13 protein-coding genes are annotated in these 15,283 nt (G+C 72.2%); 8 read left to right on the forward strand and 5 right to left on the reverse strand.

Annotated elements, in window-relative coordinates:
* Positions 1 to 121: 121 nt before the first annotated feature.
* A complete protein-coding gene (locus ACFWA7_RS17330) occupies positions 122 to 508 on the reverse strand; it encodes a VOC family protein (protein WP_385538649.1) in 387 nt (128 codons plus the stop codon).
* A 59-nt stretch (positions 509 to 567) separates the two neighbouring features.
* On the opposite strand from ACFWA7_RS17330, the gene ACFWA7_RS17335 reads away from it, so the two are divergent.
* The 3 genes from ACFWA7_RS17335 to ACFWA7_RS17345 all read left to right on the forward strand — a co-directional run bounded on the left by ACFWA7_RS17335 (position 568) and on the right by ACFWA7_RS17345 (position 3,460).
* Entirely contained in the window at positions 568 to 1,215 is a 648-nt protein-coding gene (locus ACFWA7_RS17335; protein ID WP_385538651.1) for a nucleoside/nucleotide kinase family protein, read from the forward strand.
* 83 nt (positions 1,216 to 1,298) lie between these two features.
* On the forward strand, positions 1,299 to 2,258 hold the full coding sequence (locus tag ACFWA7_RS17340) for a hypothetical protein (RefSeq protein WP_385538653.1): 960 nt from the start codon (positions 1,299 to 1,301) through the stop codon (positions 2,256 to 2,258).
* 71 nt (positions 2,259 to 2,329) lie between these two features.
* Positions 2,330 to 3,460 (forward strand): aminopeptidase P family protein, encoded by a 1,131-nt coding sequence (locus ACFWA7_RS17345; protein ID WP_385538655.1) that lies wholly within the window; start codon positions 2,330 to 2,332, stop codon positions 3,458 to 3,460.
* A 24-nt stretch (positions 3,461 to 3,484) separates the two neighbouring features.
* Here the strand turns inward: ACFWA7_RS17345 and treZ are convergent, their stop codons facing one another.
* Complete coding sequence (treZ, locus tag ACFWA7_RS17350) at positions 3,485 to 5,236, reverse strand: malto-oligosyltrehalose trehalohydrolase (RefSeq protein WP_385823699.1); 1,752 nt, start codon at positions 5,234 to 5,236, stop codon at positions 3,485 to 3,487.
* A 117-nt stretch (positions 5,237 to 5,353) separates the two neighbouring features.
* On the opposite strand from treZ, the gene ACFWA7_RS17355 reads away from it, so the two are divergent.
* The gene (locus ACFWA7_RS17355) at positions 5,354 to 6,703 is read left to right on the forward strand and encodes a GH1 family beta-glucosidase (protein ID WP_385538658.1); all 1,350 of its coding nucleotides are present in this window, start codon (positions 5,354 to 5,356) and stop codon (positions 6,701 to 6,703) included.
* Positions 6,704 to 6,718: 15 nt separating this feature from the next.
* Here ACFWA7_RS17355 and ACFWA7_RS17360 read toward each other — a convergent pair whose 3' ends face one another.
* On the reverse strand, positions 6,719 to 7,681 hold the full coding sequence (locus tag ACFWA7_RS17360; RefSeq protein ID WP_385538660.1) for a GNAT family N-acetyltransferase: 963 nt from the start codon (positions 7,679 to 7,681) through the stop codon (positions 6,719 to 6,721).
* Positions 7,682 to 7,844: 163 nt separating this feature from the next.
* Between ACFWA7_RS17360 and ACFWA7_RS17365 the strand changes: the two genes are divergently transcribed.
* Both ACFWA7_RS17365 and ACFWA7_RS17370 read left to right on the forward strand, forming a co-directional pair.
* Positions 7,845 to 8,399 carry an FHA domain-containing protein gene (locus ACFWA7_RS17365; protein ID WP_385823701.1) on the forward strand — a complete coding sequence of 185 codons (555 nt, stop codon included), beginning with the start codon at positions 7,845 to 7,847 and terminating at the stop codon, positions 8,397 to 8,399.
* 106 nt (positions 8,400 to 8,505) lie between these two features.
* The gene (locus ACFWA7_RS17370; RefSeq protein ID WP_385538663.1) at positions 8,506 to 8,994 is read left to right on the forward strand and encodes a GNAT family N-acetyltransferase; all 489 of its coding nucleotides are present in this window, start codon (positions 8,506 to 8,508) and stop codon (positions 8,992 to 8,994) included.
* A gap of 15 nt (positions 8,995 to 9,009) precedes the next feature.
* On the opposite strand, the gene lpdA is transcribed toward ACFWA7_RS17370, so the two are convergent.
* On the reverse strand, positions 9,010 to 10,455 hold the full coding sequence (gene lpdA / locus ACFWA7_RS17375) for a dihydrolipoyl dehydrogenase (protein WP_385823703.1): 1,446 nt from the start codon (positions 10,453 to 10,455) through the stop codon (positions 9,010 to 9,012).
* 134 nt (positions 10,456 to 10,589) lie between these two features.
* Here lpdA and ACFWA7_RS17380 point away from each other — a divergent pair, with 134 nt between their 5' ends.
* Both ACFWA7_RS17380 and ACFWA7_RS17385 read left to right on the forward strand, forming a co-directional pair.
* On the forward strand, positions 10,590 to 11,522 hold the full coding sequence (locus ACFWA7_RS17380) for a LysR substrate-binding domain-containing protein (RefSeq protein WP_385538666.1): 933 nt from the start codon (positions 10,590 to 10,592) through the stop codon (positions 11,520 to 11,522).
* A 421-nt stretch (positions 11,523 to 11,943) separates the two neighbouring features.
* Positions 11,944 to 12,852, forward strand: a complete 909-nt coding sequence (locus tag ACFWA7_RS17385) for a cytochrome P450 (RefSeq protein WP_385538668.1) — start codon at positions 11,944 to 11,946, stop codon at positions 12,850 to 12,852.
* On the opposite strand, the gene treY is transcribed toward ACFWA7_RS17385, so the two are convergent.
* Positions 12,812 to 15,232, reverse strand: coding sequence for a malto-oligosyltrehalose synthase (gene treY / locus ACFWA7_RS17390; RefSeq protein WP_385823705.1), 2,421 nt, complete (start codon positions 15,230 to 15,232; stop codon positions 12,812 to 12,814). The genes ACFWA7_RS17385 and treY overlap by 41 nt on opposite strands.
* Between the last annotated feature and the right edge of the window lie 51 nt (positions 15,233 to 15,283).

The raw sequence follows: 15,283 nt of genomic DNA on the forward strand, positions 1-15,283 counted from the left end.
GGGGGACCCTGTGGGAGAGTAGGACACCGCCGAACAAATTTTGAGAAAAGCCCCGTACCGGGATCCGGTACGGGGCTTTTCTGCGTTTACCGGCGCCCCATCAGGCGCCAAATGCCGACGTTCACGCGGGCTGGAGCAGGTCCCAGCGGTTGCCGTAAAGGTCCTGGAAGACCGCGACTGATCCGTACACCTCGTGGCGCGGCTCCTCCAGGAACCGGACGCCGGCCGCGGTCATCCGGGCGTGGTCGGCCGCGAAGTCCTCGGTGTACAGGAAGAAGCCGACGCGGCCGCCGGTCTGGGCGCCGATGCTGGCGCGCTCGGCCTCGTTCTTGGCGCGGGCCAGTAGCAGCGACGCGGTGCCGGTGCCGCGCGGGCGGACCACCACCCAGCGGGAGCCGTCCCCGCGGTCGGTGTCCTCGGCCAGTTCGAAGCCGAGGGCGTCCGTGTAGAAGGCGATGGCCTCGTCGTAGTCGCGGACGACGAGCGTGATCAGGGCGATATGGGACATGGCACGAGGTTATACGTATGACTGTCAGGGCGCCAAGCCGCCACGGGACAATGTCCGGCATGGAGATCGCTGCGGAGAGCGCTGTGCTGAATCGTCTCGTCGAGCGCGCCCGGCTGCTCGCCGCCCCCGGCCGTCGGCGCGTGCTCGGTATCGCCGGGGCGCCCGGCGCCGGGAAGTCCACGCTGGCCGGGAGGCTGGTGGAGCGGCTCGGCGGGCAGGCCGTGCTCGTCCCGATGGACGGCTTCCACCTCGCCCAGGCCGAACTCGTCCGCCTCGGGCGCGCCGACCGCAAGGGCGCCCCCGACACCTTCGACGCCGCCGGATACGCCGCGTTGCTCACCCGGCTGCGGACACCCGAGCCCGGCGCCGTGGTGTACGCGCCGGCCTTCGACCGCTCGATCGAGGAGCCGGTCGCCGGGAGCATCCCGGTCGGTCCCGCCGTCCCGCTCGTCGTCACCGAGGGGAACTACCTCCTGCACGATCAGGACGGCTGGGCACCGGTCAGGTCGCTGCTCGACGAGGCCTGGTTTCTGGAGATCGACGGCGCGGAACGGGTGCGCAGGCTCGTCGCGCGGCACGTGCGGTACGGGAAGGCCCGCCCGTACGCCGAACGGTGGGTCAGGGAGTCCGACGAGGCCAACGCGCGCGTGGTGGCAGGTGGCCGGGACCGTGCGGATCTTGTCGTCAGTCAGATGGGGGCTGGGTAGGCTCGGCCTTCACCGGGCGTGGGAACGGCGTAGGGATCTACCGCGGGGCTACCGTGTGACCCGTGTGACGGAAGGCAGCTGACGTGGGGATATTCCGACGGGGGCCGAAGCGTGACCGGAGCGATGCGCCCCGGGACGCGGAGTTCGGCTATTTCTCCGCCGACGAGGGCTCGCGGTTCCGTGCCCAGGTGCGCGAGGCGTTCGCCGAGCAGGGCCTGGAGGTGACCCTCTACGCGGACTCCGTGAAGGACAGCGGCGACCGCCGGTTCGGCCTCGCGAACCTCGCGGCGGTCTGTCACAACGACCGCCGGGGCCCCCGTGTGTGGCCGGAACTGATTCGTCGCCACGTCGGAATGGTGCTGCGCACCATGGATGGCCCCTCCGCACTCGACACCCTGCCGCCCGAGCAGATCCGCGCCCAGCTCTACCCCCGGGTGATCAGTGAGGCGGGGCTCGACCCGCAGACCTTCAGCTACGCGCGCGGTGTCGCACCGGGCTTGTACGAGATCCTGGCCCTGGATCTGCCGGAGAGCGTCATGATGCTCACCGACGAGGCGCTGGAACCCCTCGGCCGCCTTCCCGAACTGCGCGCCCAGGCCCTGCGCAACCTCAAGCAGCTGCCCGTCGAGTCGCACGAGAGCGTCAAGGGCGAGGACGGCATGCGGTTCGAAGTGGTCGTCGGGGACTCGTTCTACACGGCCAGCCGGGTGCTCGCCCTGGACGCCCTGGTGCCGCAGCTCACCGGGCGCGAACTGACGCCGGACGGCGCCCTGGTCGCCATGCCGTTCCGGCACCAGCTCGCGTTCCATGTGATCCGCGACTCCGGCATGATCCCGGCGCTCAACGCCATGGCGTCCTTCGCCGCGGCCGGCTTCGAGGACACACCGGGCGCCATCAGCCCGTTCGTCTACTGGTGGCGTGACGGCACGCTCACCCAGCTCAGCGACCGCGAGGACGAGGGCGACGGCCTGCGGATCGTCGTCGGCGACGACTTCCAGGAGCTCCTCGAAAGACTGGTGGGCGACAGCCAGGAGGGCGGCTGACGGCGTCCGGGCCGCAGCCCCGTTCGCCGTCCCGATCGCGTGCCAGGCGGCGTACGGGCAGGATGGCGCCCATGCCTATGACATCTGTTCCCGCGCCCTTCACCGCCGACGACTACCGGGCCAGGATGGTCCGCGCCGCCGAGTCCGCCGCCGACGCGGGTCTCGCCGGTGTCCTGGTCGCGCCCGGACCCGACCTGGTCTATCTGACCGGGTATCAGCCGACCGCGACCACCGAGCGGTTGACGTTGCTGGTGCTGGCGGCCGGGCAGGAGCCGGTCCTCGTCGTACCGAAGCTGGAGGCGCCGGACGCCGAGCGCGCCGCCGGGGCCGCGGCTCTCACCCTGCGGGACTGGACCGACGGCACCGACCCGTACGGAGTGACCGCGCCCCTGCTGGACGTGGACGGCCGGTTCGGCGTGAGCGACAACGCCTGGGCGATGCATCTGCTCGGACTGCAGCAGAAGCTCCCCGGAACCACCTACGCGGCCCTCACAGAGGCGCTCCCGATGCTGCGGGCGGTCAAGGACGCGCACGAGCTGGCGCGCCTGGAGGCGGCCGGAGCGGCGGCGGACGAGGCGTACGGAGAGATCCTCAAGGTCCGGTTCGCCGGGCGCAAGGAGACGGACGTGGCGGCCGATCTGGCCGCGCTGCTCATGGAGTTCGGCCATTCGCAGGTGGACTTCACGGTCGTCGGGTCCGGCCCCAACGGCGCCAACCCGCACCATGAGGCGGGCGAGCGGACCATCGGACGCGGCGACATGGTCGTCCTCGACTTCGGCGGCCTCAAGCACGGCTACGGCTCGGACACCACCCGTACCGTCCACGTAGGCGCGCCCGGCGCCGAGGAGCAGCGCGTCCACGACGTCGTACGGGAGGCCCAGCGGGCCGGGTGCGAGGCCGTGAAGCCAGGGGTGGCCTGCCAGGACGTCGACCGGGCCGCGCGCGCGGTGATCGAAGAGGCCGGATACGGCGAGTACTTCATCCACCGCACCGGCCACGGCATCGGCGTCACCACCCATGAGCCGCCCTACATGATCGAGGGTGAGGAGCAGCCGCTGGTGCCCGGCATGTGCTTCTCCGTGGAGCCGGGGATCTATCTGCCGGGCCGGTTCGGCGTGCGGATCGAGGACATCGTGACGGTCACCGAGGACGGCGGGCGCAGCTTCAACAACACCGCGCGCGAGATGGCGCTCGTCGACTAGCCGACGAATCGGTGAGCCGGCCGGTCAGACGCTCGGCGGGCCGAGGACCGCGCACGACTCGGGCGGCAACCTGAACTGGCCGTCCGGGAGCGGTGGTTGCACCGGCTCCCAGGCGGCCAGCACCTGGCAGTTGTTGCGGCCCAGGGGGATCAGCGCGGGCTCCTTCCCGAGGTTGACCACGGTCCTGAGGTCGCCGCGCCGGAAGGTGAGCCAGCGCGCCTCCTCGTCGTGGACGACCTTGACCGCGGCGATGTCCGGGTCGGTGAGGTCGGGGCGGGTGCGGCGGAGCGCGATCAGCAGGCGGTACCAGGCGAGCACGCGCGCGTGGTGCTCCTTTCCCGGCTCGTCCCAGTCCAGACAGGAGCGCGCCCGGGTGGCGGGGTCCTGCGGGTCGGGGATGTCCTCCTCGGCCCATCCGTGCGCCGCGAACTCCCGCCGCCTGCCGACCCGTACGGCCTCGGCGAGCTCGGGATCGGGGTGGTCGGTGAAGTACTGCCAGGGCGTGCGGGCGCCCCACTCCTCGCCCATGAAGAGCATCGGCGTGTACGGGCCGGTCAGTACCAGCGCGGCGGCGCAGGCGGTCAGGCCGGGGGAGAGGGTCGCGGAGAGGCGATCGCCCAGCGCCCTGTTGCCGATCTGGTCATGGGTCTGGGCGTAGCCCAGGAAGCGGTGTGCGGGAGTCTTCGTGCGGTCGACGCGCCGTCCGTGGGTGCGGCCGCGGAAGGTCGAATAGGTGCCGTCGTGGAAGAAGGCCCGGGTGAGGGTCTTGGCCAGGGCGGCGAGCGGGGCGCGCGCGAAGTCGGCGTAGTAGCCCTGGGACTCGCCGGTCAGCGCGGTGTGCAGGGCGTGGTGGAAGTCGTCGTTCCACTGGGCGTGCAGCCCGAGGCCGTTCTGCGCGCGTGGGGCGGTGGTGCGCGGGTCGCACCGGTCGGACTCGGCGACCAGGAAGAGCGGGCGCCCCAGCTGGACGGAGAGCACGTCGACGGCGGTGGAGAGCTCTTCGAGGAACGGCAACGCGCGCGTGTCGAACAGCGTGTGCACGGCGTCCAGGCGCAGCCCGTCGAGCCGGTAGTCGCGCAGCCAGGCGAGTGCGCTCTCCAGGAGGTACGCGCGCACCTCGTCCGACCCCGGGGCGTCCAGGTTGACGGCGGCGCCCCACGGTGTGTGGTGGGTGTCGGTGAAGTACGGGCCGAAGGCGGGGAGGATGTTGCCGGAGGGGCCGAGGTGGTTGTGGACGACGTCGAGGACGACTCCGAGGCCGTGGTCGTGCGCCGCGTCGACAAATCGTTTCAGCCCTTCGGGACCGCCGTACGGCTCGTGCACGGCCCACGGTGCCACGCCGTCGTACCCCCAGCCGTGCCGCCCCGGGAACGGGCACACCGGCATCAGCTCGACATGCGTCACCCCCAGTTCGGCCAAATGGGCGAGGCGGGCGGCCGCGGCGTCGAAGGTGCCCTCTTCGGTGTAGGTGCCGATGTGCAGCTCGTAGAGGACCGCGCCGGACAGCGGGCGGCCCTCCCAGGGGTGCTGCCAGGGGAAGTCGTCGTGGTCGACGACGGCGCTGAGGCCGTCTGGCCCGTCCGGCTGGCGGCGCGAGCGCGGGTCCGGCAGCGGACGGCCCCCGTCCACGACGTACCCGTAGCGGTCGCCGTCCCGGGCCCCGGCCTCGGTCAGCCACCATCCGGTCCGCACAGGGTGCGGTTCCATGTCGTGGGTCGTGCCCTCCAGCTGGAGGGCGACCCGGTCCGCCCGCGGCGCCCACACCTCGAACAACATTCTTGATACCTCCCGTTGCCCGCGTACCGTCAAACCGTGGAAGAGGGCATCCATCGTCCGCGGAAGGCGGGATCAAGGTCTGGAGGTTGTGGTTACTCGCCATTAAGGTCCGGATCCATGACCCTGCCGCCGTTCCCGCACGGCTTCCTCTGGGGAGCCTCCGCCTCAGCCTTCCAGACCGAGGGGGCCGCCGCAGCCGAGGGCAAGGGCCCCTCCGGCTGGGACGCCTTCGCCGCCGAGCCCGGCCGCATCAAGGACGGCGCCGACGCCGCCCGTGGCACCGGCTTCCACGAGCGCTACCGCGAGGACGTCGCCCTGCTCGCCGGGCTCGGCGCCGGAGCCTTCCGCTTCTCCGTCAGCTGGCCGCGTGTCGTCCCGGGCGGCAGTGGCCCGGTCAACATGGCGGGTCTCGACTTCTACGACCGGCTCGTCGACGAGCTGTGCGCTCACGGCATCACCCCGGCGCCGACCCTCTACCACTGGGACACGCCGCTGGAGCTGGAGGAGGCGGGCGGCTGGCTCCAGCGTGACACCGCCTACCGGTTCGCCGACTACGCGCGCGTAGTGGCCGAAAGGCTCGCCGACCGCGTCCCCATGTGGATCACCGTCAACGAGCCGGCCGAGGTGACACTGCTCGGCTACGCGCTCGGTGAGCACGCCCCCGGAAAGAAGCTCCTCTTCGACGCCCTCCCTGCCGCCCACCACCAGCTGCTTGCCCACGGCCTGGCGGTCGGGGCGCTGCGCGCGGCGGGCGCCCGGAACATAGGCCTCGCGGTCTCGCACACCCCCGTATGGTCCGCGGGCGAGAGCGAGGAGGACCGTTTCGGCGCGGACCTCTACGACACCATCAGCAACTGGCTGTTCGCGGACCCCGTCCTCACCGGCCGCTACCCCGACGAGAACTTCGCCGCGCTGATGCCGGGCCCGGTCGCGGACGACCTCGCCGTCATCTCGGCCCCGCTCGACTGGTACGGGGTGAACTACTACAACCCCACGCGCGTGGGCGCGCCCGCGCCCGAGGCCGTAGAGTCCTTCGCCGGGTTCGAGATGCCCGCCGAACTGCCCTTCGGGATCAGGGAGATCGAGGGGTACGAGACCACCGCCTTCGGCTGGCCCGTCGTCCCGGACGGCCTGCGCGAGATGCTCGTCCAGCTGAAGGCACGCTACGGCGACCGGCTGCCGCCCGTGTACATCACCGAGAACGGCTGCTCCTACGACGGCATCGAGGACGCCGGCCGCATCCGCTACCTGGACGGGCATCTGCGCGCCCTGCACCGCGCCATGGCCGAAGGCGTGGACGTACGCGGCTACTTCGTGTGGTCCCTCACCGACAACATCGAGTGGATCGAGGGCGCCGCACAGCGCTTCGGCCTGGTTCACGTCGACTACCCGACGCTGCGGCGCACCCCGAAGGACTCCTACCGGTGGTACCGGGACGTGATCCGGGCCCAGCGCGCCGTCGGCTGAGCCCGGAGAGACGTTTCAGCTGTCGCTCGGCCAGACCATGTTGATCGCGCGCTCGAAGGTCACGTACCCCGCGCGCGCGAAGGCGTTCGCCATCGGCACGTTGGCGAGGTCCGTCGCGGCGCGGATGCGCGGGACGTCCTGCGCGGCCAGGATGCGTGTGCCCTCGGCCAGGATGTCGTCGATGTAACCGTGGCCGCGGTGGGCGGGCAACACGCCGATGTACGCGATGATCGGGTGGTAGTTGTTGCGGGCGGGTATGACGAAGCCCACCGGGCCGCCGCCGTCCGGGAGTTCGGCGATCTGCCACCACTCGCGGGGCGATTTGAAGGTGTCGAACTCCTCCTCGTACATCAGCTCCGCCGACGCGCGCGGCGTCATCGTCAGCATCTCCGTACGGCTGTGCTCGTCGAGCGTGCCCTCCAGGACCAGCGTCATCAGCGAGAGCAGTTCCTCGCGGTCGGTCGCCGGGCGGAACACGAGCCGCGTGGACGCGGCGGGGACCGGAGTCCCCGGACGCCACTCCAGGCGCAGCCGCTCGACCAGGAGCTGCGCACCGGTCTCGGCCAGGATGTTCATCCGGGTGTCGACGACCTCGCGCGCGTGGGGGTCCTCGCGCCAGTCGCCGGGCGTGTAGCGGCCGTACTCCGGGCGGGGGGCGCCGGCCGGGATCACCGCGGCCGTCGCGGTCTCCAGGAGCTTCAGCCCGACGGCATGGCGTTCGGCGGGCGGCAGCGAGTCGTCGACGTCGAAGAAGTCGAGGCTCAGCGGAACTTCGTGGTCCGGCGGCGTCCACCAGGAGAGGCGGGCCAGCACCCGGTCCCCGCGCAGTGCCACCCACATCCATGAGGGCAGACGGCGGCCGGTGGTCAGATCGCCCTCGACCTCGTGGTCGAGTACGTAGGAGAGCTGCTGGAAGAGCCCGAGTTCCTCGGGCCCGGCGAGCGGACGGAAGGTGATGTCCGACGCGGATGTCGTCAAGGAGTTCCCCTCATGGGATGTACACGGTCGCCAGACCCTAACAATCGTGCGCGGCGGCTCGGCAAGGGGCTTTCTGCGCAGGTCAGAGGGGACGGAACGGGGAACTGAGGCAAAGTCCGGCCCTGCTGGACACACCGAGGCCGTCGGCCCGACAATCTCTGTTGTGACGTCGTCCTTCCAGTTCTCCACGTATCCCGCTCCCGCCCGGCTGTCGGACGACGAGCGCGACCGTGTGCTCGACGTGCTCAGAGAGGGCGCCGCGCAGGGAAAGCTGTCACACGACACGTTCATGCGCCGGATGGAACTTGCCCTGTCCGCGCGCCGTTCCGACGAACTGGCCGCGCTCACCGCCGACCTGGACGCGCAGGGCCGCTGGTCGCGGGCGCTGTACGGGGCGGTGAGCCGGGTGTCCGGGTTCAGCGTGGCGATGCGCCGGGCATGGCAGTCCGAGCGGCTGCCGAAGCTGCTGTTCCCCGTGCCCGGCCCCTACCCGCTGCGGATCGGCCGCGATCCGCACAACGGGCTGCGGCTCAGCCACGAGACGGTCTCCCGGGTGCACGCCGAGCTGAGCCACCAGTCCGGCGTGTGGGTACTGCGCGACCTCGGCTCCACGAACGGCACGAGCGTCAACAGGCGCCGGGTGACCGGGGCGGTGGTCGTCAACGACGGCGACCAGGTGAGCTTCGGGCGGATGAGCTTCCGGCTCGCGACGCACTGATGTGCAGGGCACTGACTCACCGGGCAACGCACTGGCTCACACCGCGCTGAGCTGGGCGAACGCCGTCGCCGGGGCCGTTGTCAGTGGTGCCCCTCATCATGGCGGTATGAACGACGACCAGCAGCCCCGTGTGAGGCCCGCCCGCCCCTCCGACCTGCCGCGCCTGGCCGAACTCGCCGCGGAGCACGCGGTGTACGAGAAGGCCGCGCCGCCCGCGCCCGATCTCGCGGAGCGGCTCGGAGCCCTGCTCTTCGGCCAGGACAGGCCCCGGTTGCGCTGCTTCGTCGCCGAGATACCGGGCGGTGAGGTCGTGGGATACGCGAGCTGCGCACCCGAGCTCTCCACCTGGCAGGCCCGCGAGTACCTGCACATGGACTGCCTCTACCTCCGCGACGGCCACCGGGGCCTCGGCCTCGGCGCCCTGCTGGTCGACGCGGTGGCCGCCGAGGCCCGGGAGCTCGGGATGGACCGGGTGCAGTGGCAGACGCCGGTCTGGAACGAAGGGGCGCGGCGGTTCTACGAGCGAATGGGCGCGACCGGCCGCGAGAAGCTGCGCTACTCGCTTCCCGTCGACCGGGACCGGGTCTCCGAGTAGCTCCGCGTACGGCCGTCACTGCTGGTGGAGGCCGCGTCCCGCGAGGGTCAGGAACGTCTCGCCGACCGCTTCCGACAGGGTCGGGTGGGCGTGGATGTGGCGGGCCACATCGGACGGTTCGGCGGCCCAGCCGACGATCAGCTGGGACTCGGCGATCATCTCGGAGACATGGGGGCCCACGAGATGGACGCCGAGGACCTGCCCGTCGCGCTCGGCCACGACCTTCACCACACCGCTCTGGCCGTGCACCATCCCCTTGGCGACGGCCGTCAGGGGCATCGAGTTGACGACGACGTCGTGTCCGCGGTTGCGGGCGTCCGCCTCGGTCAGACCCACCGACGCGGTCTGCGGAGAGGAGTACGTGACACGGGGCACCGCCGCGTAGTCGACCGGCGGTGATGCCAGACCGGCGAGGGTCTCGGCCACCAGCAGGCCCTCGGCGAACGAGGCGTGGGCCAGGCCGAGGGAAGGAGGGGGCAGCAGATCACCGACGACATGGATGCCGGGAACGGCGGTTTCGAGCCGGGTCCAGTCGGCGGGGGCCACGAATCCGCGCTCGTCCGTGGCCAGTCCGGCCGCGGCCAGGCCGAGCCCGTCGGTCACCGGGGCCCGGCCCACGGCGACCAGCAGCCGCTCGGCCTCGACGGTACGGGTCTCGCCGCGCGCGGTGCGCACGGTCGCTCGTACGCCGCTCTCCAGGATCTCCGCGCTCAGGAAGCGGGCGCCGGTCTGGACGTCGATGCCGCGCTTCTTCAGGCCACGGGTCAAGTGGCGGCTCACATCGGCGTCTTCGAGCGGCACGAGCCGGTCGGCGGCCTCGACCAGGGTGACATCGGCGCCCATCGAGCGGTGGAAGGAGGCGTACTCGACACCGATCGCGCCGCCGCCGAGGACCAGGACGGACTGTGGAAGGCCAGGGGCGAAGAGCGCGTCGTCGCTGGTGACCACACGCCGTCCGTCGGCCTCCAGACCGGGCAGCATCCGGGGGCGGCAGCCCGTGGCGAGGACGATGCCGCGCCGGGCGGTGAACTCGCCGTGCCCCTCCATGTGTACGGTCCGGGATCCGGTCAGCCGCGCGCTGCCCCGGACCACCATGACCCGGGCGTGCGAGAGGTGGCCCTCCACGCCCTTGTGGTTGCGGGAGACGATGTCGTCGCGGGTGGCGACCAGGGCGGGCCAGTCCACCGAGTCGAGCGTGGCCTTCACTCCCCATCGCTCGCGGGCCTCGGCGATGCCGTCGACGAGCTCGGCTGCGTGCAGCATCGCCTTGCTCGGGATGCAGCCGCGGTGCAGGCAGGTGCCGCCGACCTTGTCGCGCTCGGCCAGGACGACCGTCAGGCCGAGGGCGGCGGCGCGCAGCGCGGTGGAGTAGCCGCCGGTGCCGCCGCCGATCACGATCACATCGGGCACGCGGTTCACATCTGATGTGTGGTGCACGGGGGTTGCGGAGTTCTGGGTCATGGGTCCAGCCTCCGTCCGGACCTTGCCATGAGTCCAAGGCAATGTTCTTGTGGGGTCGATGCACAATGCTTATGGGAAAACGCTTATGGGAAACGCTTAATGGGAGAAGTGGGGTCGGAGTGAGTCTTCGGCAGATGGAGTACTTCGTCGCGGTCGTCGAGGAGTCCTCCTTCACACGCGCGGCCGAGCTGCTGCACGTCACCCAGCCCGCGCTCTCCCACCAGATCAAGGCGCTGGAGAGGTCCGTCGGCGGCGAACTGCTCGAACGGCTGCCGCGCGGGGTGCGGCTCACCCCCATGGGCCGCGCCTTCCTGCCCCACGCCCAGCTCGCCGTGCGCAGCGCCGCACGCGCCCAGCGGGCGGCTCGCGCCTCGGCCGGGGCACAGGGCGGCGAACTGCACATCGCGGCCGTGCACTCGGTGGCCGTGGGCGTCCTCCCCGACGTCTTCGCCCGCTGGCGCCGTGACCACCCGGGCGTCGGCCTCGTCCTGCACGAGTACGCCTCCACCGAGGCGCTGGAGGAAGAGCTCGAACGCGGCACGGCCGACCTCGCCGTGGGACCCCGGCCGCGCCGCTGGGACGGGCCGGTGGTCGAGGTCGGGGACGAGGAGATCGCCCTCATCGTCCCCTTCGACGACCCGCTTGCCGGGCGGTCGAGCGTGCGGCTGGAAGAGCTGGCGGACCACGACTGGGTGCGGTGTGCGATGGAGCCGTCGGTCGACGGGGTGCCGTTCCTCGACCTGGTCTGCGGCAGAGCGGGCTTCGCGCCCCGCACCGCCCTGCGCACCGAGCACACCTCCACGGCGGTACGGATGGCCGCGGCCGGGGTCGGTGTCGTCGCCGCCCCGTCGCACGTGGTCCGCGGCGGGATCGGTGAGGACTGCGTGGTGCTGCCCGTCGACCCGCCGTGGAAGCGGGCCCTCGCGGTCTTCTCCCGCGTGGAGCTGACCGGTGCGGCGGCCGCCTTCGCCGAGCTGCTGCGCAGGTCCGCGCCGTACGGGGGCAAGGGCGTGTCACCCGTACGGCCGAACGCCGATCGCGACTGCGAGGCGCCGGTGGTCCGCTGAGAACAACCGCGCCCACCCGGGCGCCGACCGGGGAGGACACCTCATGCCGGTCGACCCGGGCGCACCGATACCGCCGATGCCGCGTCCGGCCGCGCCGACGGGCCGTGGCGCCGCGAGTGGGGCTGCGGCGGTTGTGCCGGCGGACCCTGCGTCTGAGGTTCTGGGGGCGGTGGACCTCGTGCGCGACGCGGTCGTGCCGGTGGGCCTCGGGTCTGACGCGGTGCCGGCGGGCTCCGGGCCTGACGCGGTTCGCCCGGTGGACCTCGCGCCGGACGCGGTCGGCCTGCCGGATCCCGTGGCCCGTGCGGCTGCCCTTGGCGGCCCCGGGCCCCACGCGGTTGCCCCAGCGGGCCCTGCGTCCCACGCAGGTGCCCCCGCGCCCGGCGCGCCCGCTGCCCCCTCCCTCCTCGGCCCCGAAGCGGTGAGCGACCGGTACGGCTTCTATCGCACCCTGCGCGAGTCGTACCCCCTCCTGTGGGACGACCGGCTCGGGGCGTGGCTGGTCAGCCGGTACGGGGATGTCGCGGCCGCGCTGGGCGACCCCGGGCTGGTCCGGCCGCGGCGTGGGCCGTGCTGTTGGCCCGGTGAGGTGTGGTGCGAGGGGCCCCGCCGCGAGGTGGACGACGAGGCGTTCGGGGTTCTGCGCGAGGTGTCCGAGCGGACTGCTTTCGTGCTGGCGCGGCGGCTGGCGCAGCGCGAAGTGGCGGACTTGGCCGCGGAGTTCTGCCACTGGCTGCCCGTGGGGACCGCCGCCACCGCACTGGGGCTGTCGTGCGCGGAGCTGGCAGGCGGCAGCCGGGCCGGGGGCCGGCGTGCGGGCCCGGCCGCGTCGCCGGCCGTGCTCTGCGCCGATCGGTCCGCCCTGATCGGCAAGGCGCTTTCCTCCTTTCTCGCCAACCTCCTTGATCGTCCGGATGAGTGGGCAGCCGTGCGGGACGCGCCGGGCGCCCTTACGGCCGCGTGGGGCGAGTCCCTGCGGCGGAACCCGCCCGTCCATGTCGTGCTGAGGCGGGCGGGCGGGGACACCCGCATAGCGGACGGCACCATCCCTGCGTGCGCCGCGGTCGCCCTGCTGGTCGGGGCCGCGGGGCGGGACCCCGATCGGTTCGCCGCCCCGGACCGGTTCGACCCCCGCCGCACCGCTCCGGCCCAGCTCGCTTTCGGTCCCCCGGACTGCCCGTCCGCGCGCGTGGCCGAACTTCAGGCGGAGTGCGCGGTGCGGGCGCTGTGCGAGGCCATGCCGAAGCTCCGGTGGGCCGAGGGCTTCCGGCCCACCGAGACCGGGCTGCTCACCCGGGCCCCGCGGACCCTTCTCGTACGACCCGCCTGAGCAGCGCGACCGGACGGTCGGCGAACAGATCGCGCAGCTTCACCACCCCCCTGAACTCCCGGCCGGATTGGCCGGAGCGGCTGGAGTGGTGGGACTGTCCGGAGCGGTCGGTCCTCAGGACGTCGGCCCACACTCCCTCCGGCAGCGCCAGCTCCGTCGGGCCCCAGCCGCCCGACTCGGCCAGCCGCAGGGAGAGCCGGGTCACCGCTGTCACCGCCTCGCCGGAACGGGAGAACGCGAGGCAGTGGTCGGCGGCCGGCCCGGTGGCGATCAGCGGCTCGTACGTACTCAACTCCCCGAACACCTCCGGAAGTTCCCGCCTCAGCCGAAGAGCCGCCACGGATACCTCGCCCTTCTCGTCCAGGGGCGAGTCCAGGCCGGTCTCCGGGAAGTACACCGGGCGTCGGTTGTCCGGGTCTACCAGCGTCAGGCACTCCGACTCCGAGCCCTGGTACACATCCGGCACGCCCGGCATCGTCAGATGCACCAGCGCGGCCCCCAGCACGTTCGCGCGCGTGGCCGACGCCAGGCCGCGGGAGAACTCCGCGATCCGCGCCGCGAGCACCCCGGCGGGGCCGGACGCGGCGAAGTCGGTCAGCGCCCGCTCGTACACCGGATCCTGTTCGGTCCAGCTCGTACGCAGCCCCGCCTCGCGCGCGGCCTTGAGCAGGGCGCCGCCCAGCCGCTCCTCGGTGAGACCGGTGCCGCCCAGGCCGACCGCCGTCTGCCAGGCCGTCCAGGCCAGCTGCGGATCGGGCGAGGGCGGCCCGGAGAGCTGATCGAGCAGGGCCCTCCACTGCCCCGGGCACTCGGACAGTACGGCGATCCGCGCCCGTACGTCCGCACTGCGCTTGGTGTCGTGCGTGGACAGCACGGTCCCGGTCGTCGGCCAGTCGCGGGCAATGCGGGTGCAGTAGGTGTGGAACTCGTCGGGGGACACGGATGGTTGCCCGGGGTCGCCGCCCACCTCGTTGGCGGACAGGAGGGCCACGTATCGATAAAACGCCGTGTCTTCCAGGGACTTTGCACGCAAAGCCGACGACGTCTGCGCGAAACGTGCCTGGAAGGAGCGCAGTTCGGGGTCGTTGGTGCCGGCCCCGGTCCCGTACTGACCGAGCACCAGATCCCGTACGGTGTCGACCGCCGCGGCCTCCTCCGGTACCGCGAAAGCCTCCCGCGCCTGGCGCGCCATCTCCTGGGTCAGCACCTCCTGCGCGCCGGTCCGGTACGGGCGGTAGACCGGCATCCGGACCAGCAGCTCGCACAGGGCGAGGCGCAGTGCCCACGGCGCGTGGTCGCGCAGCCCCGGGTCGCGGGCGCACAGCCGGGCCGCCGCGCGCGTCAGGCGGTCCACTTCGGCGGCCAGGTCATGCGTGACCACCTCGTACGCGGCACGGCGTGCGGTCGGCTCCCAGTGCCCGCCCCGGTTGTCTTCCTGACCCGTGAACTCCTGGTAGTGGCCCAGAAGTTCCCGATGCCCGGCCGGATCGGTGAAGAGGCCGTCGATCCGGCGGAGCGCGTCGTAGCCGGTCGTCCCGGCGACCGTCCACCCGGACGGCAGCGGCTCGGGGCGGGCGAGGATCTTCTCCACCACCGTCCAGGCACCACCGGTCGCCGTGTTCAGGCGCCGCAGATACGTTTCGGGATCGGCCAGCCCGTCCGGGTGGTCCACCCGCAGCCCGTCCACCACCCCGTCCCGGACCAGCTCCAGCACCTTGGCGTGGGTGGCGGCGAAGACGTCCTCGTCCTCCACCCGGACGCCGATGAGCTCCGAAATGGTGAAGAAGCGACGGTAGTTGAGCTCGGTGCGGGCCAGGCGCCACCAGCCGAGCCGGTACCACTGGGCGTCCAGCAGCTCGGGCAGGGGCAGCTCCTCCGTACCGGCGCGCAAGGGGAACTCGTGCGCCTCCCCGTACGCCAGTACCCCCTTTTCCCGGTCCACCGTCAGCCGGTCCAACTCGCCCCCGACCGGCCCGGCGAGGACCGGCAGCAGCACTTTGCCGCCGCCTGCCGCCCAGTCGATGTCGAACCATGGGGCGTACGGCGAGTCGGGGCCCTCGCGCAGTACCTCCCACAGCTGCCGGTTGTGGCGCGGTGCCGCCGCCATGTGGTTCGGGACGATGTCGAGCACCAGGCCGAGCCCGGCCGCCCGGGCGGTGCGGGCGAGCCGCCGCAGCCCCTCCTCGCCGCCGAGCTCTTCGCGTACGCGCGCGTGGTCGACGACGTCATAGCCGTGCGTCGACCCCGGCACCGACTCCAGGACCGGCGACAGATGCAGATGCGACACCCCGAGCGAGGCCAGATACGGCACGGCACGCTCGGCGGCACGGAAGGGGAAGTCCGGCTGGAGCTGCAGCCGGTAGGTCGCAGTGGGTGTCATGCGAACGTACGTACCCCGATACGCGGCTTCTGTGCCTCCGGCCCATGCGCC

The sequence above is a fragment of the Streptomyces sp. NPDC059994 genome (assembly GCF_042737755.1).
Lineage (GTDB): Bacteria > Actinomycetota > Actinomycetes > Streptomycetales > Streptomycetaceae > Streptomyces.